This is a genomic window from Paenibacillus sp. JJ-100, from assembly GCF_948329825.1.
In the GTDB taxonomy this organism is placed as follows: Bacteria; Bacillota; Bacilli; order Paenibacillales; family Paenibacillaceae; genus Paenibacillus.
The window spans coordinates 144,882-161,301 of record NZ_CAOJCM010000006.1 but is presented as its reverse complement, the minus strand read 5'-3'; the positions used below and the strand labels follow the sequence as shown (position 1 = coordinate 161,301).

The window sequence follows — 16,420 nt, the reverse complement described above, 5'->3', positions numbered from 1 at the left end:
AGGAACTGAAAAAAATTTTAAATATTTGTACCTCATCCGGTGTATCGGGTTACATATCATTATAGAAAGAGGGCGTTCACGTGGCTCAAATCTCTCCGTACTATCTTCAGATTGGGGCGACTGTTGGCATGCTTGTCATGGCCTTGCTTGCCATCTTCATCCGAATGAAAGCCAGCCACCGGCCAGTCACCATTCGCAAAATTATTATTCCGCCGCTCGGCATGAGCACAGGTTTTTTTATGTTTGTTGTCCCGGATACGCGTGTTCCATGGCTGTGGGCGCTCATCGCGTTTCTGGTCGGCTGGTTTATTTTCTCGTATCCGCTCATTCGCAGTACCAAGTTCGAACGCGTAGGCGAAGAGATTTTTGCCACACGTTCTCGAAGTTTTGCCTTTATCTTGCTAGGACTACTGGCTGTGCGCCTGATTCTACATGAAGTCATCCAACAATATGTCAGCATACCACAGACGGGCGGCCTGTTCTTCCTGCTGGCATTTGGCATGATTGTTCACTGGCGTGTTTATATGTATAAGCATTATAAGGAAGTGCTAGCTGTTCAAACCTAGAATCTATCTTTCCCTGCTCTCGTTATTGAGCCAGTGGTAACCCCGAGCAATACACAAAGACACGTTCCAACCACCACTGATCGGTGCCAAGAACGTGTCTTTTTTCCTTACTTTCTATTTTGCCTTATTTAAAACAAGCCCACTATTGAGGATCTGCCACCTTCACCAGTTGTTTACCCAGATTTTCTCCGGAGAAAAGACCCATGAAAGCTTCCGGTGTCCGTTCGAAACCTTCTACAATGTTTTCTTCATATAACAGCTTGCCTTCTTGAATCCACTTCGCCAGCTTGGCACGACCTTCTTTGAAGGACTTCGCATAATCGCCGAGCAGAAAACCTTTCATCAGTGCCGTATTGGTGAGCAGCAGTGTCTGCGGACGCATGCCGATATCCGGCTTCTCCAGATTATAGGACGAGATTTGTCCGCACAGTGGAATACGCGCATTCCGGTTGATATGACGTAACACCGCATCCGAGATGTCACCGCCAACATTGTCGAAATAGACGTCAACTCCGTTCGGGCAGGCTTTTTCAATCGCTGCAGACATATCCTGCTCTGTCTTGTAATTGAGCACCACGTCGAAACCCAGTTTCTCTCTTAGATACGCACATTTTTCGTCGGAACCTGCGATACCAACGACACGTGCACCAACAATTTTACCAATTTGGCCTGCGATCATGCCTACAGCTCCTGCTGCACCAGAGACAACAACCGTTTCACCATCTTTGGGCTTGCCGATATCTTCCATGCCAAAATACGCAGTCAAACCGGTCAAGCCCAGTGCACCCAGATAGGCTGTGATTGGAGCCTCTTCGGAGTCAATCAACGACAGGTCGGTGGTATTGACCGCAGCATATTGCTGCCAGCCCCACATGCCTGTCACCAGATCACCTTTACGCAGATTCGGCTCGGATGATTCTACAACTTGGCCGATAGCGCCCCCTTTAATCACTTCATTCAAGGCATAAGGCGGTGCATACGATTTCGTATCTTTCATTCGTCCCCGCATGTACGGATCAACTGACAAATATAATGTACGAACCAGCACTTGTCCTGCTTCCGGTTCAGGTAGCGGTGTCTCAACGAATTCAAAATTTTCTTTGGAAGGAGCCCCCTCAGGGCGGGACGCCAGTACGATCTGTTTATTTACAGTCATTAAAATAACCTCCTGATTCCCAGTGGCTTCAAGGTTAGCCCTTGTCATCTGCAGTGAAACGATACACCACTGGCTCTATGTTAACTTTCATAATAGTTTAAACCGAAACAGGCGGATCACAAACGTGGGCCGCCCAAAAAGATACAACTATCATTACACTGTACATTTTTCAACTCCCCATATCAGGGGTTCTTCACTATTAAAACACTTCTCAGACAACTTGATGAAGACCGCTCAAACGAATTTTATTGTGCAGTCAAAATAACCGGGCCATCTGCTGTAATCGCGATGGTATGTTCATACTGAGCAGACAAACTTCCGTCTTGTGTGCGCGCTGTCCACCCATCGGAGTCCAGCTTGCTGCGGAACGTTCCGATATTCAACATCGGTTCAATCGTGATGACCATCCCTTCCTTGAGACGCGGGCCACGATGCGGTGGACCATAGTGGGGTACCTGCGGCTCTTCATGCATTTTCTCCCCAATACCGTGACCGATAAATTCACGGACGACAGCCAGACCTTCTCCTTCAGCATAGGTCTGGATCGCATTCGAGATATCACCGATTCGGTTGCCTACAACGGCAAGCTCGATCCCTTTATATAGAGAGTTTTTCGTCACATCCAGCAGATTCTGCGCTTCAGGGCTTACATTCCCTACAGCATAAGACCAAGCCGAGTCAGCAAGCCAGCCGTTCAGGTTAACCACCATGTCGATGGTGACGATATCACCGTCTTTCAGCACATATTTCCCCGGAAAGCCGTGACAAATCACGTCATTAACCGACGCACATGTCGCATATGGGTACCCGTTGTATCCCTTTTGCTCCGGTATTGCGCCATTTTTCTTAATAAATGCTTCCGCGAACTGATCAATTTCTTGGGTTGTGATCCCTGGGCGAATCAGTTTTGCAATTTCTCTATGGCAAGCAGCTAGAATCTCACCCGCTTTTCTCATATATTCAATCTGTTCTTTGGTCTTAATAGTGATCATGCCAACTACTCCTTGTCCGTTATGATCTAATCCTGTCTTCTATTGTAACGCGAAACGCTCAAAATAAAAAATTCCGATAACTTAACCAACATCCTATTATACGCCTGCCGATGAATAGATGAATACTTTTTTTCTCAAAAACACGAAACCCGTCCTGCTTATGCCACGTATTAGCATAAAATAGCTGAAAGCGAAAGGGTGAATCACTCATGTTCAGAAAGCTCATTGGCAAACTCATCGACTCCAAATCATCATCTCATCACAAACGGTACAGCTCTTCCCATAGACGTTCTTATAAAAAATACAGTAGCTCCTCTGGCAAACGAAGTTATAAGCGTTATTCCTCCTCCGATATGAAGTACAGGGATCCGCGCCACGGATCGAGTTATTACAAAAGCAGAAAATACAGCTCCAGCTAAAAAGTAGAGAGCTTTAACCTTCATTTCGCCTTACCATATGCGTCAAAATGTTAAGTCATAACAAAGGGGTGTTCCGCCAATACCGCATCTGCGGCTGGCTGAACACCCCTACTTTATATTTTTACGAATGATGACTCCGCTCTTCTGCACTTACAGCAACAGTTTCAAACGTTCCATCTCACGGAGCAACTCTCCTGCTCCGCCTGCATATTCAGGACGTAAACCAAGCAGCCGCTCCAACATCTCATGCAGTTCAGGCGTAAGTTGAAGCTCCTCCTGCCAGCTGGCAGGGGCAACACCCTTCTGAGGCTCATAGGCGGAATAGAGCATGAAAAGCAGAAAATGACCGATATCCTGCAGATCCTGGTCTGGTATAGCTGGTTCATCTTCCGGCTCAGGCACAGTCTTCATTCGCCGCTTCAGCTCTGGCAACAACGGCTCCCCCAAGCGTCTTGCCAGGCCAAAATCAATTAAATGCACTCGTCCCTCTCGTAAAATGACGTTCGGGATTCGTACATCTCCGTGAATGTATCCTTGCTCATGCACATGAGCGACTGGAGCCAGTAGCTGTGTGGCCAGTTCCAAACATTCAAGCTCGGTATATTGCTGGCCCTGCTCAAATATTAATTGCTCCAGCGTCTGCCCCCGAACATATTCGGTCACGATATAATTTCGTTTCTGGACTCTAAAGGTGTCCAGAAGCTTAGGAATCGCAGGATGATGCAGGTGCTGCAACACATCCGCTTCCCGGTCTAGCAGTCGTGCCGCAAGCTTCCCCTTACTGGGCTTTGACTCCTTCAACGCAACTTCCCTTCCAGACTGTTGATCCATACACAGATAAGTCAGCCCATAACTCCCCATGCCCAGCAGCTCCCGTATCACATAACGATCCCCGATACTTGTCCCTTGCCGCCTTGGGCGATCGGTAAATATTCCAATCCATCTTTGCCAGCTTCGCCCCAGCTCCACGTTGCCTCCCATGCCAGCTCTCAGGTTCATCTCCGATCTCGTTTCTCATCATTTGAAAGAATGCTGATCAGCGGCTGGACTTCATGTTGTATTGGAGCTAATTATAGCAGGCTCTATAGGTGAAATCACGATAAAGCATAACTCAGGATGAGGCTTCCCCTCATCCTTTCTTATTTCCCTTTACTCTTCCTTAGTCCTTCTTATGCTTCCTTATGCTTCTTCGGCAGCAGTCCAAATAACATGCGAAGGGAAGTGACCTTGGATTTCCGTTTTCGTCCCTGATAGCTGCGCAGATTCGTGACCAGTTCCCGATCCCGTTCCTCCTCCAGCTTTTCGTTCATCCACTGACGCTGCTTCTCCATCTGTTCTTGGAGAACCAGATGGGTTTCTGCCAGATGCTGAAGTGTCAGCTCCAGTTCATCCACACGATGTTGCAGCACCTGGACAAGACTATCCTCTTCCTGCTGGGGTTCTACCGCACCGTAGGTAACCTCACTTACAAGCTGGCCCAGACCTTCGTAGGATCTCATCTGTCCATGCTGCTCCGGTTCCAGCGACGTTAACGGAGTTGATATTGACTGTTCTTCGCTGGTAACTGCGCATTCCTGCTCTAATTCTAATTGCTGTTCATCTGTGGCTTGTACTGAGCTTTGTTCTGTATGCCCTTCTGGCGGAGATAACACGGTAATTACTGCATCAGCCAGCGGCAGATTGTGCTCCCGTAGCTCCGTCATTAGACGTTCAATGCACTCAATATCATCCGCTTTGAACAATCTGGATTTATTAGCAGCACGCTCGAAGCGATATCCTTGCTCTTCGAGTGCTGCCGCATATTTACGAAGAGTGCTGGCACCTATTCCCAGGCTCTTGGCCGTTTCTGTCGTTACTCCTGCTTCTACAATCATCATGAATTCCCTCCCGGTATGAAGTCTTTTGGGCTTGCAAAATAACGGCATCAGCGTTCCTGCAACGAACTGTCATCGGATCGGGTAACCTTTCCCTTGCATGCAACAATGGACAATGACTGAACCATACAACAACTCACATCACCAATCCGTCAGTGCTTCTCACTTTGCTTGTCGGTATGTATTCGTCGATGAGCCTGCAGAACCCTTTGACGGTTTAGTTCTGTTTCTAGGGATTCATAAGAACTTTTGTCAGGGCTATGTTTCGCAAAAATGTCCCTGCATCCGACAAGTTACAGGAATGATGTCGTGTCGAAAAAAGCATCTGCAAATGCTGTCTAAATTTGTTACACATCACTACATGTCAACTTTGTTCACTCCGTTACTCCAATACGCTCCCGCGACAAAGAGAATCATTGCTGTATAGCCTATTCATGTGTTATCTTATGTAACGTAGAATTGAGTGTCAGCATAAAATGAAGGACTATACTTAACATAAGAATGATCAAGTCATCGATAAATTCAATGTAAACGGAGGCTGAAGGCAGTGTTAGGAAAATCAGGTAAAGTGGCGGTTATTGGGGCAGGTCTTGTTGGTTCTAGTTGTGCCTATTCGATGATCAATCAATCGATAAGCAGAGAAATTATGATGGTCGATCGGACATATAACCGTGCTGTAGCACAAGCTCTTGATTTTTCCCATTGCATGGATTTTACACATCATCGAACCAAAGTGTATGCAGGCACATATGCCGATTGTGGCAATATGGATGTCATCATATTGACTGCTGGTGCCAATCCGAAGCCAGGCCAGACGAGACTGGATGTTCTGGAGGAAGCGGAGGCCATCGCCAAAGATATCGTAATGCCGATTATGGACAGTGGTTTCAATGGCATCTTTGTCGTCGCAGCCAACCCCGTGGACATTGTGACATACATGGTATGGAAATTATCCGGATTACCCCGTGAACGTGTGATCGGGACGGGAACCTCCATTGATTCCTCACGGCTCAAAACATTGCTTTCTGAGGTGTTCTCTATCGATCCGCGCAGCGTACATGGCTACGCACTCGGTGAACATGGAGAGTCACAATTTGTTGCCTGGTCACATGTTACCATTGGAGGTAAGCCTATTCTGCATATTCTCGATCAGCATAAGGAACGTTTTAAACATCTCGATCTGGACGATATCGCCAAAAAAACGAAAGATGCTGGCTGGGAGATTTTCACTCGCAAAGGCTCAACCCAATTTGGTATCGGCAATGCTCTTGCCCATATTACCCGATCTATTCTGAATGATGAGCATAAAATTATTGCTGTCTCCGCTATTCTGGAAGGTGAATACGGACAACGGAACGTGTGTGCAGGAGTGCCTGCGATCATCGGGGAAGGTGGCATTCAGGAGATTATTGAATTGAATCTGGACCCGACTGAATATGAGAAGTTTGAGCGCTCCTGCGAAATTCTGTCGGGGAATATTAATCGGCTGACTATCGCCTGAGTTTCTGAAGGTCCCGACGATCCCGACTACGAAACAGAACAAAAAAACAACCTTAAATCCTCCCCATGGTTGGAGGATATTTAAGGTTGTTTTCAACTACACGGATCTACCTATTAATTGGGTGCGAGCCGCGGCTCATCAGATGGACCCCATTGCTGTAGAACACGCTTCAATTCACTCAACATAACCGGTTTACTGATGAAATCGCGCATTCCGATCTGTAGACAAGCTTCCTTGTCTTCCCGTCTCGTGTTGCCTGTTACGGCAATAATTGGAGGGATTCGATCCTGTGGAATCAATCGATGTAGCAGATTCGTCGCTTTGAGCCCGTCCATTACAGGCATATGAATGTCCATAAGTACAATATCATAGACATTCTGCGAGATGGCATCAATGGCTTCCACACCATTAGTGCACACATCAGCTTGATAACCCAGCTTCTCCAAATATTCCTGCAAAATCTTCCGGTTCACCGGATGATCTTCCGCGACGAGAATACGCATCGAAACCTTGTCACTTTGACGTGTACGGTCATGCTGGAACTGACTTGCTGACTCTTCTCCAGATGCCTCGACACGTGTAGTCGGAATGGCAAACCGGAAAATAGAGCCTTTGCCTTCAGTACTTTCGACACTGATGCTGCCGCCCATGATCTCTACAAGTCTTTTGGAGATAACGAGTCCCAGCCCTGTGCCGCCATACTTACGGTTAATAACCGGATGAAGCTGAGAGAATGATTGGAACAGCTGATCCAGCTTATCTGCTGGAATCCCGATTCCCGTATCCTCCACAGCAAAATCAAGTACGGTATCCTCTGGCTTATTGCCTCTAATGATATCCACAGTGACATCAATACTTCCCTGATCGGTAAACTTCAGCGCATTGCCCACAAGGTTTACCAGAATTTGACGAATTCGCATCGAATCGCCTGCCATATAGTCAGGGATATTCGGGTTCAACCGAAAACGAATATCCAGATGTTTCTCATCTGCTCGCGGTTTGAATAGTTCCGCGACTTGCTCTAACATTTTGCGCAATGAGAACGGCTCATAAGCCAGTGCCATTTTACCAGACTCCAGCTTACTGAAGTCCAGAATATCATTCAAAATGTTCAGCAGAGCATCGCCGCTCTCTTGAATAATCTGAGCGTACTCACGTTGCTCCTCTGACAAGTCCGTCCCTACCAGTAGCTCTGTCATACCCACAATACCATTCATAGGTGTCCGGATTTCGTGGCTGACGAGTGAAAGGAATTCAGACTTGGCCTGTGCAGCCATTTCAGCCGTCTCTTTCGCACGAACAATTTCACGTTCACTCGTAACATCATTAAATACAACGACGGCCCCGCGAATCTGCCCCTCATCAATAATTGGTGTAACTTGATACTGAACAAGGAAGCTGCTGCCATCTTTTCTCCAGAACACATCTTCCGCCACAGAACGAGCCTGTCCATCCATTACTGTCATATGAATTGGACATTCCTCTCTTGGAAAATAGCTACCGTCTGCACGGGAATGATGAATAATCGGGTGTGAACTTTTCCCAATGAATTCATGGGCCTCATAACCAAACATTGAAGCTGCAGCCGGATTCATAAACATCGTTATACCATCTGCATCCAAACCGTAGATTCCTTCCGTAACGGTGTTAAGGATCAACTCGTGCTGCTTGCTCAGCTCTTGAATGCGCTCTGTGTACTCCTTACGCTCCGTTATATCGGATAGAATACCGTAGACGCCAACCATTTCCTTATCCACAATAATCGGTACATTGGTTACCGAAACTTCAATCTTTCGACCGCTGGCATTGACCACACGTGTCTCATAATATTGAGGCTTTCCTTTCTTCACGAGCTCAAAGGAGTTTTTGCCTTTTGGTATTTCCCTTTTATCCAGATTCGATAAAAAAGACTGTCCAAGCAGTTGATCGCGCGGGATATCCAGCATATGAACCATATTGCTGTTCACTGCACTGTACTTTCCGTGGAGATCCAAGGAATACACCGCAGCCGGATTATATTCAAACAAGGACTTGTATCGCTGACGGCTCTCACGAAGCCGGATATCCGCATCTTTATGCTGTGTAATATCCCTGCTGATGCTAACAATTTGAGTTGCCTTTCCTTGCTCTCCAGCTACGGGCTTCGCCAGCGTCTCCATCCAGATATAATGACCATCCTTATGGAGCACTCTCATTTTGCACCCGTTCCCGTTATTCGAGAGCTTTACCAAATCGGGGTAATCGCCCGGGTAACAGTACGACTTAAACGATTTTCCTGTGACTTCCTCGGGCTCATAGCCCAGCAGTGTACGTACAGATGGTGAGACATACAGAAGTTCTCCATTAACGGTACAGGTCGTAATCAGATCTTGAGCATGCTCTGCGAGCGCCTGATACTTCTCTTGCGCTTCCTGAAGCTCCTGTTCAATTAACACCTTATCTGTTACATCCTTGGCAATACCATAGATGCCGACGACCTCTTCACCTTCTGTAATCGGAATATAAGTAACCTGTGCATGTTTCACAGATCCATCTTTATGATAAAAGGCCATCTTCGATTCACTGACTGAATGTCCAGCCAACACTTCTTCGATGAATTGTGTTCGTCTCTTCTCACTCTCAGGCGGGCTGATGCGATCCCGACTCACCCCTGCAAGCTCTCCAATTTTGTAGCCGGATAAACGCTCAAAGGATGGATTTGCATCCACATGATTCCCCTCAATGTCCATGACATAGATTGCATCCGGGTGGTTAAAATACAATGATCGGTAAGAGCTCCCCTCAGAAATAATTCGTTTCAGGGTTTCCGTTTTATTACGATCCAAAGGCCTACCCCTCTTTTCCCAGCCATATCTTCTTCTCACATTTCGCATGTGCTATTTCGGACTGTAACAGGCTTACCCTCGAATAACCATGTACGCCTGACTAGAAACAGCTTTTTTTATTTTACCAGATTATCGTGTGATTTTGCCTATAAAAGAGGATAAAATTCACATCTATGGAGATGAAAAATGATGGGATTGGGTTTTTGCAAGCTTTTATGTTTTAAAATTAAACTAAGGTTGCCTACATACCAACTACAAATGGTATGTGCAACCTCAGACGAATTCTAATTTATGACCGTATAGACTATACTTCCTTCTTGGAGAAATAAACGATACCAATCGTTATAAATAATACAGCACTGCCTCCCACCACGGTCATCAGTGAACTTAGCGGAACATTGTAAACACCGAAACCTGGGCCGTCAAAAGGGACCATCAGAATCATCGGCTGCGCCCAAGGATAATAGGGGCCATACGTGGCTGAGTTCACGACTAACATATTCGGAATGGTCAGCGCAAAATTGATTGCTAATGGTGCAGCAAAACTGCTCCAGATCAGAGATACAAACATCTGCAGGGCTGTCAGCGGTACACAGGCCACAAGTCCAAGTAGCAGTTTGCCTAGAATGAACCCCCAAGGAACAGGTTCCGGCATCCCTTGGATCATTCCCGTCAGCAAGATACTTCCCAGTAGTAGCAGCTGCGTACCCGTAAGGAGTGCCATTACAATGGTGAATTTGCCGAGATACACAGCGGTACGCGTTAGCGGCAGGACGAGAAGCTGTTTCCAGCCACCCCCCGCATGTTCGAATCGGCACACAAATGAGGTGAACACGCCTGTCAGCATAGGTAACAGCAGCATCCCGTGCAGCATAACCATGACAGACATCAAAACGTTCCAGTCCCCTGATGTAGAAGATAGGAGACCGATGAGCAATGCGATGAGCGGACTAATTAGAATCAGAAGCCAGACAGGCGATTTAGCCATTTTCAACCGTTCAGCAGATAAAATACGAAAGTAGGTCGCTGTAAAGCTCATATCAGGCCACATCCTTCCGGCTGAAGTGCATCATACCTGCCAGCATAATCACAATCCCTAACGCTACACCCATCCCAGCATATAGATATGGATTAGGGGCACTCCACGCCATCTGTGACCATGCAAGCGGGAATTGTGGAGAGAGGCTGAGCGAGAACATACCCGTTATGGCAAGCACGATACCAAATGTAACAGGAAGGGCCTGATTTCTGGATACCATGGTTAACCATAATTCAATCGATAGCACAGGTAGTGCGCCAGCCAGCGGCATGAGTCCCAACTTCAGTGCCTGCGCCCACGGTATGTCTTTGGCATCGAAGCCAAAGATTAGTCCAAGTCCGACGACGCTTGTTGTCAATAACACACAAGAGACGATAAGCAGCATACAAGCTAGCAGAAACTTTGCCAGATAAACTGCAGGTCTAGGAATGGGGAGAGCCAGCAATTGTTTCCATGAGCCTTGTTCATGTTCAATCCCTGCAATCATGGAACTCAGAATGGTTGCCCCCAGCATCAGAGCAAGGGGCACAAAAACAATAACGTTCTCTAGCAATCCTCCCCACAGGTTGCCTGCATACTGCTCTTTCAAATAATCCAAACGCAATCCGAAATTCAGTGCCTGCATGGCTGTTAATCCAAGTGGGGCGAGAAACACGAGAAACCAGATGCCTTTGCCACGAATCTTAAGCCAATCGGATGATAAAGCACGTCCAGTCATATTGAAGCCCCCTCGCCAATGACACGCATGAAGAGATCCTCCAAAGACTGTCTTTGCTCCTCTACCCGATACACATCATGATTCTGCTCGATTAAGCGGCGAACAAGGAGGGCAACTGCATGATCTTCCATGTAAGGAAACGTGAGTGCCGATCCTTGTCTCTGACCAAATTGTCCCTGTTCCCGAGCCAACTTCATCGCTCCCTCGGGTTCTGATACCGTCAGCCTGATCGAGCTGCCTGTCTGACTATGCAGATTCGCAATCGTATCCTGCAAAACCATTTTCCCATCCCGAATGATGCCGACGCGGCTCGCCATCTGCTCTACTTCGCTCAACAAGTGACTGGATACAAGAACCGTTATACCATGCTCCAGTGGCATACGTTTGATGAGTTCTCGGATCTCCTGAATACCCGCCGGGTCCAGTCCGTTTGTCGGCTCATCCAAAATGAGCAATTCCGGATCACCCAATAACGCACTGGCAATGCCTAGACGCTGTTTCATTCCGAGTGAATACCCTTTGACAGCCCGTTTCGCATCTTTGGTCAGATCAACGATTGCCAACACTTCAGCAATCCTAGACTTGGGCACATTAATAATGCGGCGTAACACTTCCAGATTTTCTACTGCATTCAGATGTCCGTAATAGGAAGGGTACTCTACCAGAGAACCTACACGGCGCAAAATATCCATCCGATCCTTGCGAATATCTTTGTCGAAGATTCGGATGACTCCTTTGGTCGGTTTAATCAGCCCCAGAAGCATTCGGATGGTTGTTGTTTTTCCGGCCCCGTTCGGACCGAGGAAGCCGTAAATATCTCCCTTTTTAATATGCAGATCGAGTTCCCGGACCGCTGCCCGGTCTTTATACGTTTTCCATAAATTCGCGGTTTGAATAATATTTTCGCTCACGATTAATCACCTCGGAACCATCGTAACCCTCCAAGGTTAAAGCAAGCATACACCCAAGTTTAAGTTTAGTTTAAAAAAGACTCTACGTTATTTAAAATCAATATTCCGAACGGTCTTTTCCGGTATATAGATACGTTCGGACACCTTTATCGGAGCTATCCACTCGCTTGCGTAGACCCATCTCACGAATCAGCAAGTCTACGATGGTCAGCCCAAGCCCTGTCCCTTTAGTCCCCGAATCTTGTTGGATTCCTGGCCCGCGATCTTCAATCACAATGGCGGTGTGACCCTCGATCTGATCTGTCGAGATACGAATGTACTTTCCAGACGCAGCATGACGAACTACATTTTGAAACAAATTATCCAGTACACGTCGCATCCCCTGCTCATCCACAGCCCAGATTAACGGATCTTCTGGCAGGTCGACATCAATCTCAAACTCCTCGTTCTCCCATACCGGATACCATGAAGCAGCAGCTTCTCTAGTCAGCCGCAGCACATCTCTCTGCTCCAACTTCAACGTATATCTCCCACTAGTTAGAAGGTTATACGAGAGCATGTTATCGATCAATTCATCGAGATCCTGTATCTTGTTTTCCATACGAATCAGCGCTCTATCGCCTTGCTCACTCAGATTCTCTTTATGCAGTGAATGCATATGCCCGCGAATAACCGTCAGCGGAGTCCTCAGGTCATGTGATAATCCCGCAACAAGCCGTTTGCGAAGCTTCTCTTCCTCCCGTTCACGCTGACGGCTACTCGTTAATTGATGCACCATCTGGTTAAAGGATTCCTCCAATTGTCCGATCTCATCCCATCTCCGAATGTCCACTGGACGCGGTATGCCCTCCTTACCCGGAGCGACCATCGCTGTCTGCAAGCGAACTAACCTTTTGCGAATTTTAGCAAAAAACAGAACGGACAAGACAATAAATATCATAAAAACAATCAGCATCACTACACCAAAATAGATGAATTCCATTGCCCCGTTTCTGGGAGAAGTTTGAATAAGCTTACGAGGGACTTCAATTACGATGAACCCCTGTCCTTTGTTAACATCTCCTCCTCCAATATAAGAAATAACCGTCAGAGGATTACGATAAGATGCTTCTTTCATAAATTGCACTGTATCATTCGCTGTCCATGTTGCGGGAATACGGGTTTCTTCTGACTCCCCAGATCCCATTGGCCATCTCAGAATAACATCTGTTTCGGAGGTCTGAGGCATACCCTGTGCATTCTCGGATGATTTTCCCTTGAATAACTCGGCTTCCTCTCCACCAAGTACGTATACTGTTTTGCCTGACGCATCTACACGATACATAGCCGATTGGGGATACTTTTCCTGAAGCTGCTTCATTCGCATATTGATGTTTTGATCCGACGCACCATCCAGATTTTTAGACTCTTCTATCCACATATCGGTAATTCGCTTAGCGTCGCCGTAAGGTGCTTCTTTACTAGGATTTGTATTCGTGATGATAATAACAAAAGTTGTAGCGACCAGCGGCACGATAACCGGTACAAACAGTACGCCTGCCAAAATCAGAAGCATGTATCTGGACATCAGGGATTGCCTGAACTTCATCTTTTGACGGACAGGCTGATCCATGTTCCTGTTCCGCTCATTCTTCCTTGCCTTCCGTTCTCTAAGCCACCTGATCATGGCTTCTTTACACGATAACCCACACCGCGTACCGTCTGAATGATGACTGGATTGGCCGGATTTATCTCCAGCTTCTCGCGCAGATGCCGGATATGTACCATTAAAGTCTTGTCCCCTTCCAGATAAGGCTCGTTCCAAACTGCCTCATAGATCTGTTCTTTGGTTCGGATCATACCCATATGTCTTAACAAGTAAGCAAAGATGTGGAACTGTTTACCTGACAGAACAATCTCTTCTCCTGTCTGCTCATTGATGATTCGGTTATCCTGTTCATATATCAAAAGATGATCCATTTTAAGCACCGCATCACTTGATACCACCGTGCCGGCCTTTCGAAGTTGAACTTCAATGCGCGCAGCAAGCTCATCGGGATGGAAAGGCTTGGTTACATAATCATCGGCAAATTCAAGTCCATGTAACTTGTCATCAATCGACGTTCTGGCTGACAGCATGACGATGGGCACGGCAGGATGTTCTTTTTTCAAACGCTGACCGACCGTGAATCCGTCCAGTCCGGGCAGCATCACATCCAGTATCACCAGTGAGCAATCTGCCGCTGCCTCCGTTGCACCTTCCCCGCTTTCGAGCCAGACGACCTCATATCCGCGTTCCTGCAAGTCCTCTCTCACCCATGACGCTATTTCCCTATCGTCCTCAATGTATAACAGTTTGGTTTTCATCTATGTACTCGTTTCCTTTCCATTCCCTTTGGGTTAATGATGTATCTGGGAAGAAATGTCGCATCTGCATGAACTACTCAAAAACATCCTGTTCTCAGGTTAAACGACATACCTGTTGTGTAAGCTACAATGTCAGGTATCCTGTTTTCTATTTCCATTATAACGCAATCCATAGTCTTGTAATATGCGGTTCTCCCCATCATTGAAATACGATTTACATACTACACTTCCATATTTCACATCTTATTCTATATCTGACTGGAGGAATTCCACATGCTACTTGAAGCGATCTTTCACCAACCGAAGCGAAATTGGGCCTATGCCTACGACCAAGACACAATCCGTCTACGCCTTCGTGCCAAAAAGGACGATCTGACGGAAGTGTATGCCCTGACAGGGGATAAGTATGCATGGGAAGAAACCCGGGATATGATTCCTTTGACCAAACTCACGTCCGACTCTATGTTTGATTATTACGAAGGGGAAGTTAAGCCTCCCTATCGTCGCTTGAAGTATGCTTTTTTGCTTAAGAGTGGGGATCAACAAATCTGGATGACCGAAACAGATTTCCAGGAAGAAGAGCCGGATGACCCCGGCCGCATGTTCCAGTTTCCTTATATTCATGCAGGAGCCGTATTTACGCCCCCAGCATGGGTGAAAGATGCTGTATTTTATCAGATTTTCCCCGAGCGATTTGCCAATGGCAATCCTGAAATCAACCCCAAAGAGGTTGACCCATGGGGAGGTGAGCCTACGCCCTTCAATTTCTTTGGGGGTGACCTGCAAGGGGTAATTGATCACTTAGATTACCTGAGCGACTTGGGCATCAATGCGATCTACTTCACTCCGATCTTTGAGGCCACGACCAATCATAAATACGACACAGAGGACTATCTACGCGTAGATCGCCACTTTGGTGATGCCGATACCGTGAAACGTCTGGTTAAGCTGTGTCATGAACGCGGCATTCGTGTAATTCTGGATGCAGTGTTCAATCATTCAGGCAAGACGTTTGCTCCATTCCTTGATGTACAGAAACATGGCGCTGAATCCAAATATAAGGATTGGTTCCATGTGCATGAGTTCCCGCTGGAGGTGAAGGATGGTATACCGACCTATGAAACCTTTGGCTTTGAGGCTCATATGCCCAAATTGAACACAGAGAACCCGGACGTTAAAGCTTACTTGTTACAAGTCGCCGAATACTGGATTAAAGAAGTGGGCACAGACGGCTGGCGTCTCGATGTGGCCGATGAAGTAGATGATGCCTTCTGGCGGGATTTCCGAAAAGTCGTTAAAGCAGCCAACCCGGACGCCTACATCCTGGGCGAGATATGGAATGAATCTTCTGCCTGGCTCCAAGGTGATCAATTTGATGCAGCCATGAACTATCCATTTACCGCAGCCGTGAACGGTTTCTTTGTGGAAGACAAGATCGATGCGGAACAATTCGCCAATGCCATTGGACGTCAATTGTCCCGTTATCCGCTTCAGGCGAGTGAGGTGGCTTTCAACTTACTGGACAGCCACGATACCCCTCGTCTACTCACTCTAAGTGAAGGCGATCAGCGCAAGATGAAACTGGCAGCATTATTCCAGTTCAGTTATATAGGAGCCCCTTGTATCTATTATGGGGACGAGATTGGCCTGGACGGCGAGCATGATCCGGGATGTCGTAAATGCATGGAATGGGATGAAACGAAGCAGGACCGAGAACTACTACGATATTATCAGAAGCTGATTGCTCTGCGTCATGCTCATCCTGCGCTACGTGCGGAAGGTACGGTTCGTTTCCTGCAAGCCCGTTCCGGTGGTAGTCAGTTGGTGTTGGAACGCCAAAGTAATGAGGAACGGATTCTGATCCTGTTCAACCGGTCGGAGGAAACTGCAATTGTTGAACTGGAAGCAGGTACTCAGCCATGGACCGAACTGTTCGAAGGAAATCACCGAACTGCACTTGACGATGGCATACTTGCCATTGAGTTACCTGCCTATGGATATGCAGTGATGCGCGCGGAATTAGATCTGGCTTAATCGTATTTTTGCTCCTATTATCACTCGTATCGCCTATTG

13 protein-coding genes are annotated in these 16,420 nt (G+C 47.0%); 3 read left to right on the top strand and 10 right to left on the bottom strand.

Features of this window, described 5'->3' with window-relative positions:
* The first annotated feature begins 80 nt into the window (after positions 1-80).
* Entirely contained in the window at positions 81-566 is a 486-nt protein-coding gene (locus tag PQG66_RS20465) for a CcdC family protein (RefSeq protein ID WP_272039656.1), read from the top strand.
* A 142-nt stretch (positions 567-708) separates the two neighbouring features.
* Here the strand turns inward: PQG66_RS20465 and PQG66_RS20460 are convergent, their stop codons facing one another.
* The 4 genes from PQG66_RS20460 to PQG66_RS20445 form a co-directional block, all read right to left on the bottom strand.
* A complete protein-coding gene (locus tag PQG66_RS20460) occupies positions 709-1,722 on the bottom strand; it encodes an NADP-dependent oxidoreductase (RefSeq protein WP_272039655.1) in 1,014 nt (337 codons plus the stop codon).
* 245 nt (positions 1,723-1,967) lie between these two features.
* Positions 1,968-2,714 (bottom strand): type I methionyl aminopeptidase, encoded by a 747-nt coding sequence (map, locus tag PQG66_RS20455; protein WP_272039654.1) that lies wholly within the window; start codon positions 2,712-2,714, stop codon positions 1,968-1,970.
* A 569-nt stretch (positions 2,715-3,283) separates the two neighbouring features.
* Complete coding sequence (locus tag PQG66_RS20450) at positions 3,284-4,114, bottom strand: serine/threonine protein kinase (protein ID WP_272039653.1); 831 nt, start codon at positions 4,112-4,114, stop codon at positions 3,284-3,286.
* A gap of 188 nt (positions 4,115-4,302) precedes the next feature.
* A complete protein-coding gene (locus PQG66_RS20445) occupies positions 4,303-5,010 on the bottom strand; it encodes a hypothetical protein (protein WP_272039652.1) in 708 nt (235 codons plus the stop codon).
* Positions 5,011-5,554: 544 nt separating this feature from the next.
* On the opposite strand from PQG66_RS20445, the gene PQG66_RS20440 reads away from it, so the two are divergent.
* Positions 5,555-6,508, top strand: coding sequence for an L-lactate dehydrogenase (locus PQG66_RS20440; protein WP_272039651.1), 954 nt, complete (start codon positions 5,555-5,557; stop codon positions 6,506-6,508).
* 113 nt (positions 6,509-6,621) lie between these two features.
* Here the strand turns inward: PQG66_RS20440 and PQG66_RS20435 are convergent, their stop codons facing one another.
* The 6 genes from PQG66_RS20435 to PQG66_RS20410 all read right to left on the bottom strand — a co-directional run bounded on the left by PQG66_RS20435 (position 6,622) and on the right by PQG66_RS20410 (position 14,347).
* Positions 6,622-9,333, bottom strand: a complete 2,712-nt coding sequence (locus PQG66_RS20435; RefSeq protein ID WP_272039650.1) for a PAS domain-containing hybrid sensor histidine kinase/response regulator — start codon at positions 9,331-9,333, stop codon at positions 6,622-6,624.
* A 304-nt stretch (positions 9,334-9,637) separates the two neighbouring features.
* Positions 9,638-10,372 carry an ABC transporter permease gene (locus PQG66_RS20430; protein WP_272039649.1) on the bottom strand — a complete coding sequence of 245 codons (735 nt, stop codon included), beginning with the start codon at positions 10,370-10,372 and terminating at the stop codon, positions 9,638-9,640.
* Between the two features lies 1 nt (position 10,373).
* Positions 10,374-11,090 (bottom strand): ABC transporter permease, encoded by a 717-nt coding sequence (locus PQG66_RS20425; protein WP_272039648.1) that lies wholly within the window; start codon positions 11,088-11,090, stop codon positions 10,374-10,376.
* Entirely contained in the window at positions 11,087-12,001 is a 915-nt protein-coding gene (locus tag PQG66_RS20420; RefSeq protein WP_272039647.1) for an ABC transporter ATP-binding protein, read from the bottom strand. Before PQG66_RS20420 ends, PQG66_RS20425 begins: the two co-directional genes overlap by 4 nt.
* A gap of 97 nt (positions 12,002-12,098) precedes the next feature.
* Positions 12,099-13,613, bottom strand: coding sequence for a HAMP domain-containing sensor histidine kinase (locus tag PQG66_RS20415; protein WP_272039646.1), 1,515 nt, complete (start codon positions 13,611-13,613; stop codon positions 12,099-12,101).
* 50 nt (positions 13,614-13,663) lie between these two features.
* The gene (locus PQG66_RS20410) at positions 13,664-14,347 is read right to left on the bottom strand and encodes a response regulator transcription factor (protein ID WP_272039645.1); all 684 of its coding nucleotides are present in this window, start codon (positions 14,345-14,347) and stop codon (positions 13,664-13,666) included.
* A gap of 273 nt (positions 14,348-14,620) precedes the next feature.
* On the opposite strand from PQG66_RS20410, the gene PQG66_RS20405 reads away from it, so the two are divergent.
* On the top strand, positions 14,621-16,381 hold the full coding sequence (locus PQG66_RS20405) for an alpha-glycosidase (protein ID WP_272039644.1): 1,761 nt from the start codon (positions 14,621-14,623) through the stop codon (positions 16,379-16,381).
* Positions 16,382-16,420: the final 39 nt, after the last annotated feature.

Excerpts from the sequence above, each read along its gene's own strand:
- PQG66_RS20460 (WP_272039655.1), bottom strand. The coding sequence starts at position 1,722 with ATGACTGTAAATAAACAGATCGTACTGGCGTCCCGCCCTGAGGGGGCT.
- map (WP_272039654.1), bottom strand. The coding sequence starts at position 2,714 with ATGATCACTATTAAGACCAAAGAACAGATTGAATATATGAGAAAAGCG.
- PQG66_RS20450 (WP_272039653.1), bottom strand. The coding sequence starts at position 4,114 with ATGGGAGGCAACGTGGAGCTGGGGCGAAGCTGGCAAAGATGGATTGGA.
- PQG66_RS20445 (WP_272039652.1), bottom strand. The coding sequence starts at position 5,010 with ATGATGATTGTAGAAGCAGGAGTAACGACAGAAACGGCCAAGAGCCTG.
- PQG66_RS20430 (WP_272039649.1), bottom strand. The coding sequence starts at position 10,372 with ATGAGCTTTACAGCGACCTACTTTCGTATTTTATCTGCTGAACGGTTG.
- PQG66_RS20425 (WP_272039648.1), bottom strand. The coding sequence starts at position 11,090 with ATGACTGGACGTGCTTTATCATCCGATTGGCTTAAGATTCGTGGCAAA.
- PQG66_RS20415 (WP_272039646.1), bottom strand. The coding sequence starts at position 13,613 with ATGGATCAGCCTGTCCGTCAAAAGATGAAGTTCAGGCAATCCCTGATG.
- PQG66_RS20410 (WP_272039645.1), bottom strand. The coding sequence starts at position 14,347 with ATGAAAACCAAACTGTTATACATTGAGGACGATAGGGAAATAGCGTCA.
- PQG66_RS20405 (WP_272039644.1), top strand. The coding sequence starts at position 14,621 with ATGCTACTTGAAGCGATCTTTCACCAACCGAAGCGAAATTGGGCCTAT.